At 36.0% G+C, this 21,250-nt stretch carries 19 protein-coding genes; 10 read left to right on the top strand and 9 right to left on the bottom strand.

Annotated features, from left to right (window positions below; translation table 11 throughout):
• Positions 1-4: 4 nt before the first annotated feature.
• From QV06_RS10325 to QV06_RS10310, 4 genes are read right to left on the bottom strand one after another with little or no spacing between them, the layout of a single operon-like run.
• Positions 5-1,060: a peptide ABC transporter ATP-binding protein gene (locus QV06_RS10325; RefSeq protein WP_065238065.1), complete on the bottom strand. Its 1,056-nt coding sequence runs from the start codon at positions 1,058-1,060 to the stop codon at positions 5-7.
• Between the two features lie 18 nt (positions 1,061-1,078).
• Complete coding sequence (locus QV06_RS10320; protein WP_065238064.1) at positions 1,079-1,966, bottom strand: ABC transporter permease subunit; 888 nt, start codon at positions 1,964-1,966, stop codon at positions 1,079-1,081.
• Positions 1,959-2,918: an ABC transporter permease gene (locus QV06_RS10315; RefSeq protein WP_065238063.1), complete on the bottom strand. Its 960-nt coding sequence runs from the start codon at positions 2,916-2,918 to the stop codon at positions 1,959-1,961. The genes QV06_RS10320 and QV06_RS10315 overlap by 8 nt, the downstream gene beginning before the upstream one ends.
• Positions 2,915-4,609 (bottom strand): ABC transporter substrate-binding protein, encoded by a 1,695-nt coding sequence (locus QV06_RS10310; protein WP_065238062.1) that lies wholly within the window; start codon positions 4,607-4,609, stop codon positions 2,915-2,917. The genes QV06_RS10315 and QV06_RS10310 overlap by 4 nt, the downstream gene beginning before the upstream one ends.
• Before the next feature lie 392 nt (positions 4,610-5,001).
• On the opposite strand from QV06_RS10310, the gene QV06_RS10305 reads away from it, so the two are divergent.
• On the top strand, positions 5,002-5,601 hold the full coding sequence (locus QV06_RS10305; RefSeq protein ID WP_065238061.1) for a YagU family protein: 600 nt from the start codon (positions 5,002-5,004) through the stop codon (positions 5,599-5,601).
• Positions 5,602-5,929: 328 nt separating this feature from the next.
• Positions 5,930-6,559: a DUF417 family protein gene (locus tag QV06_RS10300; RefSeq protein WP_065238060.1), complete on the top strand. Its 630-nt coding sequence runs from the start codon at positions 5,930-5,932 to the stop codon at positions 6,557-6,559.
• Between the two features lie 61 nt (positions 6,560-6,620).
• Here QV06_RS10300 and QV06_RS10295 read toward each other — a convergent pair whose 3' ends face one another.
• Positions 6,621-7,097 (bottom strand): DUF302 domain-containing protein, encoded by a 477-nt coding sequence (locus tag QV06_RS10295; protein ID WP_065238059.1) that lies wholly within the window; start codon positions 7,095-7,097, stop codon positions 6,621-6,623.
• Positions 7,098-7,185: 88 nt separating this feature from the next.
• Here QV06_RS10295 and QV06_RS10290 point away from each other — a divergent pair, with 88 nt between their 5' ends.
• The 3 genes from QV06_RS10290 (at position 7,186) to QV06_RS10280 (ending at position 10,719) form a co-directional block, all read left to right on the top strand.
• Entirely contained in the window at positions 7,186-8,100 is a 915-nt protein-coding gene (locus QV06_RS10290; protein ID WP_065238058.1) for an AraC family transcriptional regulator, read from the top strand.
• A gap of 133 nt (positions 8,101-8,233) precedes the next feature.
• The gene (locus QV06_RS10285; RefSeq protein ID WP_065238057.1) at positions 8,234-9,643 is read left to right on the top strand and encodes a YcjX family protein; all 1,410 of its coding nucleotides are present in this window, start codon (positions 8,234-8,236) and stop codon (positions 9,641-9,643) included.
• Entirely contained in the window at positions 9,643-10,719 is a 1,077-nt protein-coding gene (locus QV06_RS10280; protein WP_065238056.1) for a YcjF family protein, read from the top strand. Before QV06_RS10285 ends, QV06_RS10280 begins: the two co-directional genes overlap by 1 nt.
• Before the next feature lies 1 nt (position 10,720).
• On the opposite strand, the gene QV06_RS10275 is transcribed toward QV06_RS10280, so the two are convergent.
• Positions 10,721-11,899, bottom strand: coding sequence for an FAD-dependent monooxygenase (locus QV06_RS10275; RefSeq protein ID WP_065238055.1), 1,179 nt, complete (start codon positions 11,897-11,899; stop codon positions 10,721-10,723).
• Between the two features lie 257 nt (positions 11,900-12,156).
• On the opposite strand from QV06_RS10275, the gene miaB reads away from it, so the two are divergent.
• From miaB to lrp, 5 genes are all read left to right on the top strand, one after another.
• Complete coding sequence (miaB, locus tag QV06_RS10270; protein ID WP_065238054.1) at positions 12,157-13,584, top strand: tRNA (N6-isopentenyl adenosine(37)-C2)-methylthiotransferase MiaB; 1,428 nt, start codon at positions 12,157-12,159, stop codon at positions 13,582-13,584.
• 186 nt (positions 13,585-13,770) lie between these two features.
• The gene (gene yajC, locus QV06_RS10265) at positions 13,771-14,100 is read left to right on the top strand and encodes a preprotein translocase subunit YajC (RefSeq protein WP_065235001.1); all 330 of its coding nucleotides are present in this window, start codon (positions 13,771-13,773) and stop codon (positions 14,098-14,100) included.
• A 29-nt stretch (positions 14,101-14,129) separates the two neighbouring features.
• Positions 14,130-15,974 carry a protein translocase subunit SecD gene (secD, locus tag QV06_RS10260; protein WP_065238053.1) on the top strand — a complete coding sequence of 615 codons (1,845 nt, stop codon included), beginning with the start codon at positions 14,130-14,132 and terminating at the stop codon, positions 15,972-15,974.
• Between the two features lie 17 nt (positions 15,975-15,991).
• Complete coding sequence (secF, locus tag QV06_RS10255) at positions 15,992-16,975, top strand: protein translocase subunit SecF (protein WP_156542055.1); 984 nt, start codon at positions 15,992-15,994, stop codon at positions 16,973-16,975.
• A 97-nt stretch (positions 16,976-17,072) separates the two neighbouring features.
• Entirely contained in the window at positions 17,073-17,555 is a 483-nt protein-coding gene (gene lrp, locus QV06_RS10250; RefSeq protein ID WP_065234998.1) for a leucine-responsive transcriptional regulator Lrp, read from the top strand.
• Positions 17,556-17,617: 62 nt separating this feature from the next.
• Here the strand turns inward: lrp and QV06_RS10245 are convergent, their stop codons facing one another.
• The 3 genes from QV06_RS10245 to QV06_RS10235 are packed head-to-tail and all read right to left on the bottom strand — an operon-like array spanning position 17,618 to position 21,010.
• On the bottom strand, positions 17,618-18,889 hold the full coding sequence (locus QV06_RS10245) for an MFS transporter (protein WP_065238051.1): 1,272 nt from the start codon (positions 18,887-18,889) through the stop codon (positions 17,618-17,620).
• A 2-nt stretch (positions 18,890-18,891) separates the two neighbouring features.
• On the bottom strand, positions 18,892-20,400 hold the full coding sequence (uhpB, locus tag QV06_RS10240) for a signal transduction histidine-protein kinase/phosphatase UhpB (RefSeq protein WP_065238050.1): 1,509 nt from the start codon (positions 20,398-20,400) through the stop codon (positions 18,892-18,894).
• A 4-nt stretch (positions 20,401-20,404) separates the two neighbouring features.
• Positions 20,405-21,010, bottom strand: a complete 606-nt coding sequence (locus tag QV06_RS10235; protein WP_065238049.1) for a response regulator — start codon at positions 21,008-21,010, stop codon at positions 20,405-20,407.
• Positions 21,011-21,250 lie beyond the last annotated feature (240 nt).

The raw sequence follows: 21,250 nt of genomic DNA, 5'->3' as shown, positions 1-21,250 counted from the left end.
GTCATTACTCATCTTTATCTAGTTGATTTGCTTGAATCGTAATTGGTTCAATTTTTTCAGCGGCTACGGAATGTACTCGCATATTAAGCGGATAATAACACGCATATTCGTGTTGTTTCACGCGGCGAGTTGGTGGTTTAATCACGCATTTACGTTGTGAGAATGGGCAGCGAGGTCCTAAACGACATCCAATCGGCAAGTTCGTCAATAACGGCACCATTCCCGGTAAAGCGTTTAATTGTGTTTTTGGTCCTAATGGCACATTGTAATCAGGGTTAGAATTCATCAATGCTTTGGTATAAGGATGAAATGGCGACTCCATAATCATCTCTTTTGGGCCTGATTCTACTGATTGCCCACAATATAAGATATTTAGCGTGTTACACCATTCACTTACTGATACCAAATCACTACTCAAAAATAAAATCGTTGTGCCGTGATTTTGGTTCATCCCTAGTAATAAACGATAAATTTGCGTTTGTGTATTGGTTCCTAATGTATTAATTGCTTCATCAGCAATTAATAACCGCGGTTGGTTAGCAATCGCCATCGCAATCATCACTTTTTGCCCTTCACCTTCAGTAATTTCATCAGGATAACTGCGCATAATATCACGGTGATCACGAATCCCTACTCGGTGTAATAATTCAATGACTCGGCGTTTTTTCCAACCAAACCAACCCCACCATTTTCCTTTGAATGTCCAACTTGGAATACTTTGTTTTAATTGTGCACCAATCGTTTTACTTGGATCGAGATAGGTTAATGGATCTTGGTAAATCATTGAGATTTGTCTGCCAACTAATTTTCGCCGCTTTGATGTAGATAATTTCAATAACTCCACATCATTAAACCGAAAACGATCTGCACTGATTATCCAATCTTCTTTCACTGCATTACAGATAACCTTTGCAATTAAACTTTTTCCCGAACCAGACTCACCTACCAAGCCATACATATCTTCTTCATTTAAGGTAAGATTCACATTATCAACAATACGAACCTTGCCGTTTGCAGTCTTAATATCAATACATAAATTACGAATATCTAGTAATGCCATAAGATTAAGATCTCCTACTTATGAATGATATTTATGAAAAGCACGTAACAAGCTATTACTGAGGACAATAATAACCAGAATTGAGAACATAATTGCTGTACCAGGTAACACGACTGCCCACGGTGCAATATATAATAAGTCTAACGCATCACGAATCATTGCTCCCCATTCTGGTACAGTTGATGCTGCTCCTAATGAAATAAAACTTAATGCACTGACATCCATAATTGCCAAAATAAAAATACGTGAAATCTCTCTAACAAAGACAGGAAAAATATTAGGCACAATGGTTTCTTTTAATAGCAAATATTTTGAAATTCCCTCTAAGCGAAGCAATACTACATAATCTTTTTGTAACTCTTGTTGTACTGCATTATCAATTTGGTGAATAAAATGAGGCAATAAGGCTAAAAAAATCGCTAACATTGCATTTTGTAGCCCACTTTCCATTAATGCGGCAATAATAATTGCCACTAATAAAATCGGAATAGAGAGAAAGATATTTCCCAAATATTTCAAGGTTCGTGATTTTACGCCTTGATTAATACCTACCAATAGACCTAATACGCCGCCTACCAACAAAATAGCAAGGACAATAATTAACGCTGAACCAAAGGTATAATGTACACCCCATAAAATTCGACTAAACAGATCACGCCCAATATCATCTGTTCCTAATACAAAAATCAGATCACCTGATTTATCCCAAAATGGCGGCATTAATTCTTTACCAATAAATTGTTGTTCAGGAGAATAGGGTGATAAATAAGGCACCAATACGGCAATAGTAATTAATGCAGAAAAACAGAATAAACTGAACAACGCAATTTTATTCTGTCTAAAAATAGACCAAATTGCAAAAATAGTATTGGTAATACGAAAATCTTCTGCACGTTGTTCAATCATACCAAGCCTTTTTCTTATAAGGATCTAACAGAAATTCACTTAAATCTGCTAATAAATTGATGAATAGTACAATTACGCCAATGACTATTACCCCTATCGCTACCGCATTATAATCCTGTTCTGATAAGGCAGCGATTAACCATTGTCCAATGCCTGACCAGTTAAAAATATTTTCAATTAACATACAAGATGCTAAAGTTAAGGTAAAGGTACGGATAATCTGTGGTAGGATTGGCCCTAACGTATTACGCAATAAATAGACACGCAATACTTTCATTTTTGACCAGCCACGAATTAATACACTTTTTGTGTAGTTTGCAGACACCACTTGTTCTGCTCGATACTGAGTTAAACGAATAATTTCCATTACCGGCGTAATCATTAATACTAATGTTGGCAATGCCAAATGTTGCAATACACTTTGCACAATTTTAATTCGATACGGTTCTTCCACAAACCAGATATCAATAATCGCAAAGCCTGTAATCGGTTTGATTTCATACAAGGCATTATATTGTCCTACTGAAGAAATTTCCCAATTATAGATAGCAGCTAAATAAAGCAAAATAGGGCCAATCCAATATACGGGAATAGATAGACCAACCGAAGAAACACCTCGAATAACCGTGCCAACTGTACCATGATTAAGCGCACCGAGAAAACCTAAAGGAATCCCGAATAGTAAAGCTAAAATCAGTGCAGCAACACAGAGTTCTAACGTAGAGGGTAATACAGCAAGAATCTGATCGCGTAATAACTCACCACCGACGTAAGTAATACCAAAATCCCCTGTCAGTAACTGTTTAATATAACTAAAATAGCCTTCAATTAATGAGCTACCAAATAACACTTGATTTAATGGATCTTTTAACATGATCCAATAAGAGATCATCGTTAATAGAATTAAAGAAATAAAAATTAAAAATAAACGTCGGATTACTGCAACAATCATTTTTGCACCTCATTTAACGATAATGCACGAAAATGGATATTGCCAAACGGTGTCATATTAATTCCATTTACACGATTATTGGCCACTAATACATTATTCACAGTAGCAATCGGAATAATCGGTACTTGACGTACAATTAATTGTTGTGCCATATCGTAATCTAATGATCTTAATAGCTGTACATCTGTTTGTAATGCTTTCACTAATAGTGCATCTAATGGCGGGTGACACCAACTACTCAAATTGGAAATCGTACTTTGTGATGGGCAGCTTAAAATTGGACGTAAGAAACTATCTGGATCAAGATTATTCGTTACCCAGCCAGTTAGAATCATATCGTAATTATCTCTGCCCTCTTCAACACTCTTTTTCAAGAAATTATATGAAACTACCTTGATATTGACCTTAATCCCAACTTTCGCCAAATCATACTTAATCATTTCCGCCATTTTGATTGGATTTGGGTCATAAACTTGTTCTTCATCAATTACCCAGAACGATAATTCAAGATGTTTATTCGCTAATAGTACTCGTGCTTTATCAGGATCATAGTCATAATCAAATGCAGTCGCATTAAAACGTGATGCCCAAGAAATTTGCGGAATAATTGTTTGGGCAACTTTTGCCGTACCATAATAGATATGTTTAATAATACGTTGGCGATTAATCGCAAAAGCAATTGCTCGTCTTGTATCAACATTTTGTATCACTTGACGTTTCATATTTAATGCCAAAAAGGCCAAATTCATACTATCTGATACACTAATACGAACACTTGGCAACCGATCATTCAATAATTTTAATTGGCTGGCATCAGGGAAAGCCATAATGTCACATTCGCCATTTAAAAATCGTGCTAGTCTGCCAGTTTTTGTAGTGGAAACATCAATTACCACATTTTTAATTTTAGCTAAGTCTCCCCAATAATCATCATTACGTACTAATCGTACATTACGATCTCTAAAATAACTTTTTAACTGATAAGGCCCTGTGCCTACTGGCAAGGTATCCAGCTGTGCTAAGTTATCATCTGCATTTAATTGCAAGGCATATTCATAAGATAAAATCACCGCATTAGGCCCAGATAAATGGGATAACACAGAGGAATCAGGCGAAACTAAATGAATTTGTACTTGATAAGGATTGACCGCAGTTACTGACTCAATTTTATTTCTTAAACGGATGCTCTCAAAATAAGGGAAGTGCTTATTTTTTGCTTTTTCATTGAATAAATCATATTGGGAAGTTTTATTGCTACTACTAACAATGCCTTCTTCAACTGGAAAAATTCCATCATTTTTACCAATAATCCGGCTAAGTGAAAACACCACATCTTCTGCATTAAAATCACGTGTTGGGGTAAACCACTCTGTGGTATGAAACTTTACCCCACGACGCAAATTGATCGTAATGGTACGTCCATCGGTTGAAACATAATAAGAAGTCGCTAATGATGGCACTACATGGTTATCATTACCGCTCAATTCAAATAGTTTATTATAGATCTGATCTGCGACAATATTGGTATTACTTCCAATATCCGCTGTTTGCGGATTGAGAGAAACGGGTAAAGAATGAGTGCAATAAACTAACCCATTATCTAACACTTGTTTTGGAACACTTGGCGCAGCAATCACTGAACTTGCTCCCAATAAACCAAGCCACATCACAATATATTTTGGTAAAGCCATAATAAAACCAGTGCAATGCACTATATTCGATTGATATGTTACGAAAACAGCATATTAACGAGAGAGAAATCCTTTGTAAAAGGAAATACAGACCATTAATCGATAAATTCATCAAAATGACGATCTTAATCAATCCTCTATTTAACCGCAAGTTAGCTTTTCGATTAAATGTTAAACAATACAATTAAATGAAAAATAATTGTAATTAAATTATTAGATAAACCGATTTAGACAGTAACAAATAAGAACAAACTTTAACCATTTAACTCATTAGAAGTATTTTTTTATTGAGTAAAATAAATATTGGCATAACATATGTCGCACTTATCATTTTTCAAAATGATCATAAATAGCATTAACTTTTTTATTATGAATAATTTTAGGAAATTTGTATGAATTTATTTGAACAAACTGATCCAAGCCGTCGCCGTTATGGTGTTGCTGCTTTTGTTGGTATTTTCGCAGGTCTTCTTTCTGCATTTGTAAAATGGGGAGCTGAACATCCTTTCCCTCCTCGTAGCCCACTAGATCTCTTTACGGCAGCATGTAAAGATCCTTCTCAAGCATTAGAAGTATGTTCACGTGCTTTCTTAAATCCACCACATGTTTTCTTAAGAGATTATTTGGGTATTGATCCTACTGCACCTGCATTTACCTTTGCAGATCAAGCATTTAACTGGATTGGCGTAACCCACATTATTTTCTCATTAGTTTTTGCTATTACATATTGTGTTGTTGCAGAACGCTTCCCTAAAGTGAAATTATGGCAAGGGGTATTAGCAGGGATTATTTGTGATATCTGTGTTCACTATATTACTTTCCCTCTTCTTGGTTTAACACCACCAGTAGCAGAATGGCCTTTCTATGAACACGTTTCTGAATTTGTTGGTCATATTTTCTGGTTCTGGACAATTGAATTAGTCCGTCGTGATTTACGTAATCGTATTACGCATGAGCCAGATGCGGAAGTGGCTTTATCTGAAACTCGTTAATTATTTATTACTTGAATTATATAAAATACGTTTTAAGGTTTACGTTAAAACGTATTTTTATTTTATAAATCTATTTCTACTGCTAATCATATTAAATACCGACTTCAATTAAACAAAAAAACAATTTCTCATCATAAAGTATCAATTTATCTTCAAATAGCTCAATACAATCTGACACTTGATATAACTCAAATTAAGTATATAGTGAGTAAAAATGCTAAAAAAATGCGACAATTTATCTACTTCATTATGAGCAATCTTTCTAGAATGTAAAAGATTGTTAAGAATAGTTCTTAACAACTAACTTAGTCAATTAATGAGGTTTAACATGCAATCTTTAATCGAATTTGCTGCAAAAATTATTGCCCCTATGCAACGTCAATTTATTAACTTTGTTCGTATCGCTATCTGTATCGTAATGGTATGGATTGGCGGTTTAAAAGTATGTCAATATGAAGCTGACGGTATTGCTCATTTTGTTGCGAATAGTCCTTTTATGAGTTTCTTATACAAAAATGGCTCTAATCTTGTGCAAAATGATAAAGGAGATCTGGTTAAAGAATATACACTTTATAAAAATCCAGAAGGCAAAATGGTTGCCAAAAATATTGAATGGCATAAAGCAAACGGTACTTATACTGCTTCTTTAATTATTGGAGCAATGATTGTTACAATTGGTTTATTAACTCTATCAGGTATTTGGAGTCCAACATTTGGTATGATTGGAGGATTATTAACCTTTGGTATGTCAATTGTTACTCTTTCATTCCTAATTACGACACCAGAAACTTGGGTACCAAATTTAGGCGGTGATTTACCAACACCCAACTATGGCTTCCCGTATCTTTCTGCAGCAGGGCGCTTAATCGTAAAAGATATTATTATGATGGCAGGCGGCTTAACCGCAGCTGCTGAATGTGCTAATCGTATTTTAGCAAAAAGAAATAACCTTGCTTAAATATTAAAGTAAATAAAGCTGGTGTGGTTATACAACTCCACACCAGTATATTAGCGGAAAATTATTCTGTAACCACTTTTTGAATTAACCCTTCTACTTTAGCCAGACTATTTTCTACTTGCTCAAAAGAGATTTTACTGCCTGAAATAAGTGCTTTAGTATCATTGAACACGACTCTCACTTTTCCATTAACCTCTGTCACCAACACTTTCAATGGTAACTGTAATGCAAAATCAGGATCTTTTAACATCAGTGGTGTGCCAGCTTTTGGTGTACCAAAGACAATTACCGTAGCAGGCTGCATCTCAAGCTGTGTTTCTTTTGCTGCTTTTTGGTGATCAATAATAGCAAAAATTGTCATTCCTCGCTGTTTAAAATTATTTACTAAACGTTCAATAGTATTATCAAATGAGTATTTGCTCTCTACATAATGAATATGTGAAGGCAAAACATCTGTTACGGGTTTCATATCAGCTTGAGCTGCAAAAGCAACATTTATCAACATAGCCAATGTGGCGTATTTAACTAACTTTCTCATTGTATTTACTCCTATAAATAAGATATAGTATATTTGCAATTTTTTATTTATATAAATCAATAAAAAGTCTCAAAAAATAGATAAAATAATGGATATTCTCGACACACTTTTATCATTTGCACAATTATCAGGTAGTATCAATGTACAATGCCATTTTCAGCAAGAGTGGTATGTAGAACATCAAGCCGAACAAGCTCAAGGAATTGTTCATATTGTGACTCATGGAAGTAGTTATTTAAAATTTGATAACAATGAAAAAGCACGAATTATAAATAAAGGTGATATTATTTTTTTCCCTCGAACTATTAAGCATATTTTGAGTAATCAGGCTGATTGTAACAATAATCAATCTACGATAACTTCATCAAATAATGGTGCGTTTATTTTAAAAAAAAGTGGCTTTAATCATTCTCCTGATCTCACCTTATTTTGCGCAAAATTTAGTTATGACAGACGTTCTGATTTATTCAATAATCTTCCTGATATCATCATTCTAAATTTAAACAATTCAATCCTACAGCCAATTCTTTCTATTCTTCAGCAAGAAGCTAAAACACCTCAATATGGTGCAACAACTATTGTAAACTCATTATCTGGAGTATTGCTTATATTATTAATTAGAACTTATTTAGAACAAGAAAAAGCAACTCTTTCTGGTATGCTCAATGGTTTACGTGATAAACGTTTATATAAAGTAATGAATAAAATCATCCAATACCCTGAACAAAATTGGCATATTACTCAGCTCACTGAGATCGCAAATATCTCTAGGGCTCAGCTTATTCGCTTATTTAATCAACAAATTGGCTTTAGCCCATATGCTTTTGTTAATCATATTCGACTACAAAAAGCAGCAAAGCTATTACGTTCTAGTCAAGAAAATATTTTGACTATTGCTCTAAACTGCGGTTTTCAATCAGAAACCAACTTTGGTAAGGCTTTTAAAAAATATTTTGGGGTAACAGCTAGCGAATACCGAAAAAATAAAACATCTCATATTTAGCTAGCTCTATTAAAAGTAATAATATTTCAATTTAACTTGATCTTGTTAAACTAAAACCCATATTTGTACAGCTTTTCATCATCTTATATAACATCATTACAACAAAAAATATTTCTATCTTTAGGCAAAAATTATGCTCAAAACATTACAGAATGAATTTGATCATTTGATTGAACGAGGATTTGATCAAACATTACGTTTAGCTGTTACTGGGTTAAGTCAAAGTGGTAAAACAACCTTTATTACAGGATTCATTAATCAACTTTTATCCTTAAACACAACAGATAAACCACAACTTCCCTTACTTAGTGCTGCCCGTAATCAGCAAATTTTAGGCGTAAAACGTCTTACTCAAAAAAATTGGACATTACCTCGCTTTGAATATGAAGAAAACTTACTCGCTTTAGAACAATCGCCACCACATTGGCCTCAATCAACACGAGGGTTAAGTGAAACTCGCTTAGAAATTCATTATCAACATACTCAAAGCTTATTACGTCACCTAAAATCACAAGGTGTACTGTATTTAGATATTTTTGATTATCCGGGCGAATGGTTACTGGATTTACCACTGTTATCACAAAACTTTCAACAGTGGTCATTAGCTATGCAGCAATTACAACAAGGTGAACGCCAACATCTGGCACAAACTTGGTTACAGCAGTTACAGAAACTGGATTTAACTGCACCAGCAGATGAACATATTCTCGCCACTCTCGCGAAGAGTTATACCGAATATTTACACCAATGTAAGGCAGCTGGATTTTATTTTATCCAACCAGGACGTTTTATTCTGCCAGGTGAAGCAGAAGGATCAATCGCATTACAATTTTTCCCTCTCATTCATTTAACACCAACACAATGGCAGCAATTAGCGAAATCAGCAAATAAACAAAGCTATTTTTATGTATTACAACAACGCTACGATTTCTATCGTAACCAAATCGTTAAAGGTTTTTATCAACAACATTTTTCTCGTTTTGATCGGCAAATTATTTTAGCGGACTGTTTGACTGCACTAAACCATAGCCGTGAAGCATTTATTGATATGCAAATGGCATTACGTGCGTTATTCCAAAGTTTTCACTATGGGCAACGTCATTTTTTCAATCGTTTATTTGCCCCGAAAATTGATAAATTACTCTTTGCTGCGACAAAAGCTGATCATATTACGACGGATCAAATTCCGAGTTTAATCAGTTTATTAAGACAGTTAGTTCAAACTGAAGGCGAGCATTTACAATTCTCGCATATTGATATTGATTTCACTGCATTTGCAGCGATCCGAGCAACTCAACAAGTGATTGTTGAAGAACAAGGACAACAGTTTAAAGCAATTCAAGGTATCAGAAGTCGTGATCAAAAATTGGTAACCCTATTTCCTGGCAGTGTGCCACAACGTTTACCTACTGCTGATTTTTGGCAAAACACAACTTTTGAATTTGATCAATTTGAACCACAACAAGCCATTAGTGGTGAGGCATTGCCACACCTACGCCTTGATGCTGTATTAGAATATTTATTAGGAGACAAATTAAGATAATGCAAGAGAAAAAAATCTTTGATACCAATGAGCAATCCTCAACAGCAGAGGAAAATTTACAAGCAAAACGTGAATTTCATTCTAGCCAAATTGCTATTGATGAGCAGGCTTATCAAGAACAGAATCAAGCAGAAAATGAGTTACGCTACGCTTTACAACGTCCACTATCTTGGTGGCAAAAAGGTCTAATCGGTACTACATTTCTGTTTGCACTTGCCGTTATTGCCCAAGCAATTCAATGGTTAATTGATGCTTGGCAGCAACATCAATGGATTGATTTTGCTTTCGCTTTAGTATTTAGTGGCATTGTTACTTTAAGTTTTAGTGCTGTTATCAATGAATTACGCCACTTACATCAACTAAAAAAATTAGCGTTATTACAACAGCAAAATCATGCTATACAAAATACAACAGCTCACGCCTCAGCCACAGTTTCTGCAAAAGAGGGTGAGCAACTCACACAACAATTAGCGCAATATATGCAGCTTTCAGCCCAAGATCCTCGTTATCAACGTTGGCAACACTATGCAAATCAAGGTTACACCGCTCAAGAGTTATTACGCTTATTTAGTGAAGAATTTTTACAACCGATTGATTTGCAAGCACAAAAAATAATTAATAAACAAGCTATTGAGTCAGCAGTGATTGTAGCAATCAGTCCTTTAGCTTTAGTTGATATGTGTTTTGTTGCTTGGCGACATCTGCGTTTAATCAATAAATTAGCCAAACTTTATGGTGTCAAATTAGGTTACTTTAGTCGTATTCGTTTAATTAAGATGGTGTTATTTAATATTGCATTCGCTGGGGCAACCGATCTGATACGTGAAGTTGGGATGGAATGGTTCTCTCAAGATTTAACTGCAAAATTGTCAGCACGCGCTGCACAAGGCGTTGGTGTAGGTTTATTGACGGCCCGTTTAGGAATCAAAACAATGGAACTTTGTCGCCCTGTGCCATTTACCAGCAAAGAGCGACCAAAACTACACACTGTGCATAAACTGCTATTAAATGAAGTGAAAAATGTCATCAAAGACAATATTTTTTCTGCTAACAAGTCAAAAGAGTATGAACGGTAAACTATAATCCTAACGCATATTTTAAGGCTTTTCGTTTCACCATCCCTGCTCGCTCTGCTGTTAATAAAGCGAGATTTCTGGCTATTTTCATTGGCAACAGTGGTGAACGGAAAGTCTTATAAAATACATCCATTGTTGATTGCATTAATAAATTGTCGTAATAACGTTGTCGTTGATAGCGTTTTAAAAAATCATCCTGATTTAATCCAGACGCTTGTTTCAATGCAGCTTGTACATTTTCCAATAAGCATTTCACATCTTTAAAGCCAAGATTGACACCTTGCCCAGCTAATGGGTGAATACTGTGTGCCGCATCACCAACCAAAATCATACCATTTTTATAATATTGTTGTGCATGGCGGCGGGTTAAGGCAAAACCACCACATTTAATCGCTGCAATCTTTCCTAAACGTTTTGGAAATGCTTCAGTAATCGCTTGCGTTAACTGCTGCATAGATAGCTGTTGTAATTGTGCAATCTTTTCTGACGTATCATACCAGACTAAACACGCTTGCTTTCCTTGTAATGGCAATAAAGCACGAGGTCCAGTAGGATAAAATTGTTGCCAGGTAATATCCTGCTGCTCTGCTTCCGTATCGACTAAAATTAATAAACAATCTTGTTGGTAACGCCATCCAGTAATCCCTATTCCTGCCAATTCTCGCCACTGGGAGTTTGCTCCATCCGCAGCAATTACACGTGGACTACAAATGGTTTCTCCATTTGCTAAGGTCAGCTGCCATTGTTGTGTACGTTCAGCTTTTTTAATTTCGGTATCGGTACAATAATCCACATTGGGTAAGCTTTGGAATTGTTGCCATAATCCTTCTTGAATTAACTGATTTTCTACCATATAACCAAGCTCCGATAATTGAAGTTCAGTAGCAGAAAAGGTTGCCGAAAAGCCGTCAATTTCCCATGTACTTAAATGGCGATAAGGACAAACTCGGCGCGTTTTAATATACTCCCAAGCGCCTAATTGCTCTAATAAATTCACAGAACCTAAACTAATTGCAGAAATACGCAAATCATATTCCTGTCCTTCGGCAAAATGAGGTAATGGCGATCGCTCTACTACAAAAATTTTACAGCCTAATTGTGCTAATCCTGCTGCACAAGCTGCTCCCACCATACCGCCACCAACCACAATAAAATCATAATTTTTGTTCTGCATATCCATCTTGTTACCCTAATTAAATGACTCGCTAATTATTCTACTCCAAAACCTGATCTTGCCTAAGATAAAATGATGAATATACCTCAATGAAGTGCTAGAGATTATCTAGATAAATCGGTAGAATAGCCTCCGATTTTTTAGAGCCTGTGGACATTTTTTACCAATAATCTAGGTAAAGACAAAACGCTCACAGACCAATGATACCGCTATATTCAATAGCATTATTTATGATTTCAATTAGTTAACTTTTGATAACCACAATGACGCAAAAATTACATATTAAAACTTGGGGTTGCCAAATGAATGAGTATGACTCAGCAAAAATGGCAGACCTTTTAAATAGTACACATGGTTTAGAACTCACTGAAAATGCTGAAGAAGCAGATATTCTGTTATTAAATACTTGTTCTATTCGGGAAAAAGCACAAGAAAAAGTATTCCATCAATTAGGACGTTGGAAAGATCTTAAAAAACAAAATCCTGATTTAATTATTGGGGTTGGTGGTTGCGTTGCTTCACAAGAAGGTGAACATATTCGTGAACGTGCGCCTTACGTAGATATTATTTTTGGACCACAAACCTTACATCGCTTACCTGAAATGGTAAACCAAATTCGTGGTGGTAAAAGCTCCGTAGTCGATATTAGTTTCCCTGAAATTGAAAAATTCGACCGTTTACCAGAGCCTCGTGCAGAAGGACCAACTGCATTTGTATCCATTATGGAAGGTTGTAATAAATATTGTTCATTCTGCGTTGTGCCTTATACACGTGGTGAAGAAGTCAGCCGTCCCGTTGATGATGTGTTATTTGAAATTGCCCAACTAGCAGAACAAGGTGTACGTGAAGTCAATTTATTAGGACAAAACGTTAATGCTTATCGTGGTGCAACCCATGATGGAGGGATCTGTTCATTTGCAGAATTATTACGTTTAGTGGCTGCTATTGATGGTATTGATCGTTTACGTTTTACCACTTCACATCCAATTGAATTTACTGATGATATTATTGATGTTTATCGTGATACACCAGAGTTAGTTAGCTTTTTACATCTTCCAGTGCAAAGCGGTTCAGATCGTGTCTTAACTATGATGAAGCGTAACCATACTGTACTAGAATATAAAGCAATTATTCGTAAACTACGTGAAGCACGTCCAAATATTCAAATTAGTTCAGATTTTATTGTTGGTTTCCCTGGTGAAACCGATCAAGACTTTGAACAAACCATGAATTTGATAGCTCAAGTCAATTTCGATATGAGTTTTAGTTTTATCTACTCTCCTCGCCCAGGCACACCAGCGGCAGATATGCCTGATGATGTTAGCGAAGAAGAGAAAAAACAACGCTTATATCTGTTACAAGAACGTATCAATCAACAAGCAGCACAATTCAGCCGTCGTATGTTAGGCACTGAACAGCGTATTTTGGTGGAAGGTCCATCGAAAAAAGATATTATGGAATTAACTGGACGTACTGAAAATAACCGTATTGTTAATTTCGTTGGTTCACCAGAGATGATCGGTAAATTTGTTGATGTCAAAATCACTGATGTTTATACCAATTCTCTACGTGGTGAAGTGGTGCGTACTGAAGATGAAATGGGGCTACGTATCCAACAATCACCACAAGCTGTAATTCAGCGTACTCGTAAAGAAGACGATTTAGGCGTAGGTCATTATCAAGTGAATTAATTAATCTTTCCCTGTTAATCAATAGCAGGGAAAGTAATTGCCGAAAAAAACTACAGTTTCAGCAATTAAGCACAAAGAACATTTTCACAAGATTGTGTTTTTATGCTATTTTTACCGTTCGCTTTACGGCGCTTACGCAAAGTGAGTTAATTTTTTACTTAATTATTTAATTATAAGGAAAACAAAATGGGTCTTATCTCTACAGCATATGCAGCAGATGCCGCTCCACAAGGCGGTGGAATGCAAATGATCTTCTTATTGGTCATTTTCGGTTTAATCTTCTACTTTATGATTTTCCGCCCACAATCTAAACGTAACAAACAACATCGTGATTTAATGGCTTCTCTAGCAAAAGGTGAAGAAGTCTTAACAAGCGGTGGTTTATTAGGAAAAATTACTAAAGTTTCAGCAGAAAGCGATTATGTTGTAATTGCACTTAACGACACTAACGAAGTGACTATCAAAAAAGACTTTATCGTTGCTGTTTTACCAAAAGGTTCTATTAAATCACTTTAATTTTTTCATTTTCATAAAGGCATTTAATTGTGTTAAATCGTTACCCTTTATGGAAGAATCTGATGGTGATCTTTGTGATCGCCATCGGCATTTTATATGCCCTTCCAAATATTTACGGTGAAGATCCTGCTGTCCAAATTTCTGGTACACGTGGACAACTCGCCACTGAACAAACATTAACCGACGTTCGTCAAGTTCTTGATCAAAATAAGCTCCCAGCAAAATCCATTATTTTAGAAAATGGCTCCATTCTTGCTAAATTTAATAGCACTGACGAACAACTCCTCGCAAAAGATAAAATTCTTGAAAAATTAGGTAATAATTACTCTGTTGCGTTAAACCTTGCTCCAGCAACACCTGCATGGCTTACCGATATTGGTGCTGGCCCAATGAAGCTTGGTCTTGATTTACGCGGTGGGGTACGCTTCTTAATGGAAGTTGATCTTAAGTCTGTATTAGCTAAACAACAAGAACAGTTACAAGACAACCTCCGCACCGAATTACGTAAAGAAAAATTTGTTTATAAAGCACTACAATCTACGGATAACTATGCCACTGTCATCACTCTTGCTGACACCATTTCGCCTGATGATGTTGTACGTGTGCTAAAACGTAAACATCCAAATTGGGATATCGTTGCTAACGGTCAAAATGTCACCTCGACTTTATCAGAAACAGAACTTACTCGTTTAAGAACCAGTGCAGTAGAACAAAACATTACAATTTTACGTAAACGGGTTAATGAACTCGGTGTTGCTGAGCCAGTTGTTCAACAACAAGGTGCTGATCGTATCGTTGTTGAATTACCAGGTGTTCAAGATACTGCTCGTGCAAAAGAGATCTTAGGGGCAACAGCAACCTTAGAATTCCGTATGGTTAACCAAACTGCTAACATTGCTGCCGCAGAAAATGGGATGGTACCGTCTGATTCAGAATTACAACACGATCGTAATGGCAGACCAGTTGTTGTTTATCGTAAAACTATCTTAGGTGGTGAACATATTACTGATGCAAATTCAGGGAATGATGAATATGGTCGTCCGCAGGTAAATATCTCTTTGGATAGTGAAGGCGGTAATATTATGTCCGAAGCGACAAAAACCGCTATCGGTAAACCAATGGCAACTGTTTATAGCGAATATAAAGACAGTGGCGAAAAAGATGCTAACGGTAAAGCTATTCTGACTAAACATGAAGAAGTGATTAACGTTGCAACAATTCAATCCCGTCTTGGTAATACTTTCCGTATTACCGGTATTGATTCTCCAGCGGAAGCACAAAACCTCTCTGTATTATTACGTTCAGGAGCATTAATTGCACCAATCCAAATTGTTGAAGAACGTACTATCGGACCATCTTTAGGGGCACAAAATATTGAGCAAGGTTTACAAGCTAGTATCTGGGGCTTAGCGCTCGTTGTCCTCTTTATGGTCATTTACTATCGTAAATTCGGTATCATTGCCAATATTGCTTTATTAGCCAATATTGTCATCTTAGTTGGCTTAATGTCTTTAATCCCAGGAGCAACTTTATCAATGCCAGGTATTGCAGGTATTGTCTTATCGGTAGGGATGTCGGTGGATGCCAACGTACTGATATTTGAGCGGATTAAAGAAGAACTGCGTAACGGTCGTTCAGTACAACAGGCAATCAACGAAGGATATAGTGGTGCATTCTCTAGTATCTTCGATGCAAACTTAACCACTATTTTGACTGCAGTTATTTTATATGCGGCAGGCTCAGGCCCAGTAAAAGGTTTCGCCATCACATTATCTCTTGGTGTTGCCATTTCGATGTTTACCGCAATTACTGGTACTCGTGCTATCGTGAACTTCCTCTATGGTGGTAAACGAGTCAGTAAATTATCGATTTAGAGATGGAATTAATTAGCATGAAAAATTCAACAAATGCAGATAATCAAGTAGATGCAATTAATGATATTAAACTACCGTATAAGCTTATCCATTTTATGCGCTATCGTGCAATTGGATATGGATTCTCTCTTTTGGTCGTTGTAATTTCATTATTCTTTATTATCACCAAAGGATTTAACTGGGGGTTAGATTTTACTGGTGGTACTGTTATCGATACCACCTTCTCACAACCCGCAGATTTACCAAAATTACGTCAAGTATTAGCGGAAAATGGATTACACAATGCGGTTGTACAAGCTTCTGGCGGTGTGCGTGATGTTATGGTTCGCGTACCAGCATCATTTAACGATCCAAACTTAGGTACACATATTAAATCTATCCTTAGTGATAACATTGATAAAAACGTAAACATTCGTAGTATTGAGTTTGTAGGGCCAAATGTTGGAGAAGAACTTACTAGTTCCGCTATTTACTCTACTCTTATTACTTTAGCGATGTTATTAATTTATGTCGGGTTTCGTTTTGAATGGCGTTTAGGGCTTGGAGCAATTCTAGCACTTGCACACGACGTAATCGTCACCCTTGGTGTCTTCTCCATGTTACAAGTAGAGATAGATCTTACCTTCGTTGCCGCAATTTTATCGGTAATTGGTTACTCGCTTAACGACAGTATCGTGGTATTTGACCGTGTACGGGAAAACTTCCGTAAAATTCGCCGTTCATCTACCGTTGAAATTATCAATATTTCGTTAAGTCAAACCTTATCAAGAACCTTAATGACTTCAATCACAACATTAATCGTAGTGATGGCGTTATTACTTTTTGGCGGCTCAACAATTCATAGTTTCTCATTAGCGTTATTAATCGGGATTGGTTTTGGTACCTATTCCTCTATCTATATCGCGATTGCATTAGCGCTTAACTTCGGGTTAAAACGTGAGCATATGTTGCCACCGAAAGTAGAAAAAGAAGGTGCTGATCAAGAAGCATTATTACCATAACAAAACCATCAGCCGTACAATAATGTACGGCTGATGTCATTTTGCCTTATATTCTTATATAATAAGCCTTACATTTATCCGAAAAGGAATCACGAAAATGCGTCAGAAAAAGATGGTGAAATCACTCGATGCAATTGACCTAAAAATTCTTAATGAACTTCAACATAACGGTAAAATTTCTAATATTGAATTATCTAAACGTGTCGGCTTATCGCCTACCCCTTGTTTAGAGCGGGTAAAACGTCTAGAAAAACAAGGCATTATTATGGGCTATCGAGCCTTGCTCAACCCAGAATTACTAGATTCTCCTCTCTTAGTTATTGTTGAAATCACACTAGTACGCGGTAAACCTGATGTATTTGAAGAGTTTAATCGTGCTGTACAAGACCTAGATGAAATTCAAGAATGTCATCTTGTTTCAGGTGATTTTGATTACTTATTGAAAACACGTGTAGCCGATATGGCTGCTTATCGTAAATTACTTGGTACTACTCTCCTCCGCTTACCTGGCGTAAATGACACTCGTACTTACGTGGTAATGGAAGAGGTAAAACAGACAAATTATTTGTTATTGCGGTAAGCATACTTTAAATAACTCTCCCTCTTTCTTATTAAAAAGAGGGAAGCCCTTTCTAAATATTCTTAATTCTGTAATCTCAAAAACGGTAATAACAATAATGCGATCATTGATGCTGAGCAGGTGATCACCACAAAAAAGCCGTTCCAATGGAAATATTGCATAATAATTGCCAGTGGATAACCTGCTAATGCTGCACCTAAATAAGCAAATAACCCAACAAATCCTGTCGCTGCTCCCGCTGTTTTCTTATGTGAACACTCCGCAGCTGCCATACCAATTAGCATTTGCGGTCCAAATACAAAAAAACCAATCGCAAAAAAGACTGCCCCTTGCAATACTCGTTTCTCTTGTGTCATTACCCAAAGGGCTAAAATTGAACAGAAAATCCCTATCGCAAACAGTAGTGCCATTGGGCCTCGATTGCTAGAAAATAGACGGTCTGAACCCCAACCAGCGGCAAGTGAACCAACAAAGCCCCCGATTTCAAATAGTGATAAAATACTATTCGCAGAAACAATGTCATAGTGATATTTCTCAGTTAGATAGATATTACCCCAGTCATTGATCGCTGTTCGCACAATATAAACTAGCGTATAACTTAACGCTAACAGCCAGATATATTTATTGAAAAACACATATCGCTGTAAAATTTCTCGCCAACTTAGATCAGCCCCTTCTCGTTCTTGAGCCAGTTCTAATTGATCATTACGCCACTGTCCAACGCTAGGTAATCCCATTGATTCTGGTATACCGCGCAGGCGTAACATCAACATAATACCAATAACAATCGCACTGATTCCCGCGAAAATAAAGCCATGTCGCCAGCTATAATGTAAGGTTAAATAGCCAATAATTAAGGGAATTAATGCTCCACCCACATTATGTGCAGTGTTCCAAATCGACCACCACAATCCCCGTTCAGTCCGTGAATACCAGGTAGTTAATAATTTTGAGCAAGCAGGCCACCCCCAACCTTGAAACCACGCATTTAATATCCACAACGTCATAAACATAAATAATGAACTGGATAGCCCAAAAAAGATATTGGTCACTCCCGTGAGCATTAACCCAATCGCCATAAAATAACGCGGATTGGATTGATCAGAAAATACGCCAGAAAAGAATTTAGAAATACCGTAAGTGATATAAAATAGCGTAGTCATTAAACCGATATCACTTTTATCAATTCCTAAATCCGTAATCAAAGCAGGCACCGCATAGTTAAAACTCTTTCGGGTAAAATAAAACCCTGCATAACCAACATACATCGCCAACATTAAATGAGTACGCCAATAACGGTATAACTGATCTTGTTGATTCTCTTTCGTTATCATAATTACACTCTTGGTAAGGTAATCCTTATCGTTGTTCCTTGCTCACCAATATTTTGTTGTTGCATCACAGAAGCGAGCGTAAATTCACCACCCAACATACTGACTCGTTCTTGCATACCCCGAATACCAAATCCTGTATCCACAATCACCGTTTTATCAAAGCCAATACCATTATCCTGAATAACCAATGTTATGTTTTCGTTAATTACTAGTTGAATAGATACATAAGTCGCCTGAGAATATTTAACTATATTAGTCAAACTCTCTTGGCATAACCGATATAGCGTAATTTCAAGAACGTGATCTAGGGTAATCTGCTCTTGATTTTGCCAATTAAATTCCACTGTAATGCCATGACTTGTCAAATCTAATTCTGTAAATAAATTTTGGATTGCTTGCGGTAAATCTAAATCATCTAATAAACGAGGACGCATCCGATTCAATAACCCTTTCATCGTGTCATAAATATTTAATGAAAGTTGTTCAATAATATTGGCTACTCTTTCTTGCGGTACAGAATCACTAATTCTTTTTAAAATATTCGCTTGTGTACGAATTGCGGTAATATTTTGTCCAATTTCATCATGTAACTCACGAGAAATATCCTTACGAATCTCTTCTTCTGCATTAATAAGTTGGCGTGTTAAATATTTATTTTTTGCTAATTCTCGTGACAAACTGTAATTAAGATCACGTTGATGTTGAATACCTAAGCCTAAAAAAATCCCTGTGATCGTTTGTGCTGAAAGGGTTAATAATAGATCGGTAATTTCTGAATTAGAGAAACTATGTGCCGTTCCCATTAACGCAATACTATTTAATAACGTACCTAATAATGCTCCCTGCCAGCCATATTGAAACGCTAACAAAATAATTGGAATGGATAAATAAAACAGGGCAAAACGATTAAAACTTTCTGGTAATGTGGTTTGAATTAAAATATTTAACGTAAACAGAATAATATAAATAAAAATATGCTTACTTCTTAGGATAACTGGTTTTCTCACCAGTGCTGCGGTTAATGGTAGCCAGCGTGTCCCAAATAAAAAACTACTAATCAGATAACAAGCTGGAATTAATAGCACACCAGCGGAAAAACTGATTAAAAAAGTAAAATAAAAAGGTTCAGTGAAAATAAATAAGCCATTCAGCCCACTCAACCCAATGATTAATCCTAATTGTAGTAATAACCGCCTAAATTCAGAGCCTACATAATATTGCTGGAATTTCCATACAATAGGCAAGCTAAGCAAACTTAATATCACAATAGAAAAATAATTATTTTCAGGGTAAGAAAAAATCAGAAGTAATAAAACACTATATTCCGCTAAATAAACTGCACTCCAATAACGCCTTGCACTATGAATTAAAATTCCCATTCGTAAGGCAAACGGAAAAAATAAAAAAGCAATGATCGAGTTATCTAACAAATAATCTGAAATTATCCATAGACAGAAATAAGTACAGACAATTAAAAACCAGCTATAAATAAGCGTAAATAGTGTTTTCATCAGATTATATGGTTTGTTGATTAAATAAATTCACCAATTCGACATTGTTTTTAACATTTAATTTGCTCATTGCATTAGCACGATGAACATGCACCGTTTTAAAACTCAAATTTAATTTTTCGGCAATTTCTTTTGCATCTAATCCCGATACTAATAATTCACAAATTTCACGTTCTCTTTTTGTAAGTTCAAACACCGTATTTTGTTTTTTCGGTGTCACTAATTTTAGGGTTAATTCTGGCATTAAATACACACCACCCGCATCAACCGTTCTTACCGCTTGGATTAACTCCTCTGGACTGCAACGCTTACTAAGATAACCTTTCGCCCCTAGTTCCAACGCTTTTTTTACGATGACATCAGAATCATTCACACTTAGCATAATGCAATGAATTGTGGCAGGCATATCTTTAAGTAGCTCAAGACCACTTTCATCTGGCATAGAGATGTCAATAATACAAATGTGAGGTTTTAGACGCGGTAATCCTAAACGTGTTTCTTTTACTGAACCAAACTCACCTACAACTTGAATATCCTCTTCAAGCGAAAGTAATTGTGCAAATCCAGAACGGACTATCACGTGATCATCAACTAACACCACATTTATCATTTGTAATCTCACTTTGTGTAAAAAGCGGCTATTTTACACGAATAAAAAATATGCGGTAAATGGTTTACAGAATAGTAATTTGATAACGAAGCTTATTTAATTCGATTGTAGATACTTTTCTCTAATTAACTTTTAGGTTTCGCCCTAAAGGGCGACTTCATTTTCTTTGTTCGTACAAAGAAAACGAAGCAAAAGAAAGTACGCCCTCGCACACTTGCTAATCCTCATTCCAATAAGATT

It is taken from the genome of Gallibacterium genomosp. 3, from assembly GCF_001678475.1.
GTDB classification, from domain to species: Bacteria; Pseudomonadota; Gammaproteobacteria; order Enterobacterales; family Pasteurellaceae; genus Gallibacterium; species Gallibacterium faecale.
The sequence above is the reverse complement of the archived record's forward strand: the minus strand, read 5'-3'. Positions and strand labels throughout refer to the sequence as shown.

Bases quoted from the DNA above. Each gene is read 5' to 3' on its own strand.
- yajC (WP_065235001.1), top strand. From the start codon at position 13,771: ATGGGTCTTATCTCTACAGCATATGCAGCAGATGCCGCTCCACAAGGC.
- QV06_RS10290 (WP_065238058.1), top strand. From the start codon at position 7,186: ATGGATATTCTCGACACACTTTTATCATTTGCACAATTATCAGGTAGT.
- QV06_RS10295 (WP_065238059.1), bottom strand. From the start codon at position 7,097: ATGAGAAAGTTAGTTAAATACGCCACATTGGCTATGTTGATAAATGTT.
- QV06_RS10280 (WP_065238056.1), top strand. From the start codon at position 9,643: ATGCAAGAGAAAAAAATCTTTGATACCAATGAGCAATCCTCAACAGCA.
- QV06_RS10245 (WP_065238051.1), bottom strand. From the start codon at position 18,889: ATGATAACGAAAGAGAATCAACAAGATCAGTTATACCGTTATTGGCGT.
- lrp (WP_065234998.1), top strand. From the start codon at position 17,073: ATGCGTCAGAAAAAGATGGTGAAATCACTCGATGCAATTGACCTAAAA.
- QV06_RS10300 (WP_065238060.1), top strand. From the start codon at position 5,930: ATGCAATCTTTAATCGAATTTGCTGCAAAAATTATTGCCCCTATGCAA.
- QV06_RS10305 (WP_065238061.1), top strand. From the start codon at position 5,002: ATGAATTTATTTGAACAAACTGATCCAAGCCGTCGCCGTTATGGTGTT.
- QV06_RS10310 (WP_065238062.1), bottom strand. From the start codon at position 4,609: ATGGCTTTACCAAAATATATTGTGATGTGGCTTGGTTTATTGGGAGCA.
- QV06_RS10285 (WP_065238057.1), top strand. From the start codon at position 8,234: ATGCTCAAAACATTACAGAATGAATTTGATCATTTGATTGAACGAGGA.
- QV06_RS10275 (WP_065238055.1), bottom strand. From the start codon at position 11,899: ATGGATATGCAGAACAAAAATTATGATTTTATTGTGGTTGGTGGCGGT.
- secF (WP_156542055.1), top strand. From the start codon at position 15,992: ATGAAAAATTCAACAAATGCAGATAATCAAGTAGATGCAATTAATGAT.
- miaB (WP_065238054.1), top strand. From the start codon at position 12,157: ATGACGCAAAAATTACATATTAAAACTTGGGGTTGCCAAATGAATGAG.
- QV06_RS10325 (WP_065238065.1), bottom strand. From the start codon at position 1,060: ATGGCATTACTAGATATTCGTAATTTATGTATTGATATTAAGACTGCA.
- uhpB (WP_065238050.1), bottom strand. From the start codon at position 20,400: ATGAAAACACTATTTACGCTTATTTATAGCTGGTTTTTAATTGTCTGT.
- QV06_RS10315 (WP_065238063.1), bottom strand. From the start codon at position 2,918: ATGATTGTTGCAGTAATCCGACGTTTATTTTTAATTTTTATTTCTTTA.
- QV06_RS10320 (WP_065238064.1), bottom strand. From the start codon at position 1,966: ATGATTGAACAACGTGCAGAAGATTTTCGTATTACCAATACTATTTTT.
- QV06_RS10235 (WP_065238049.1), bottom strand. From the start codon at position 21,010: ATGATAAATGTGGTGTTAGTTGATGATCACGTGATAGTCCGTTCTGGA.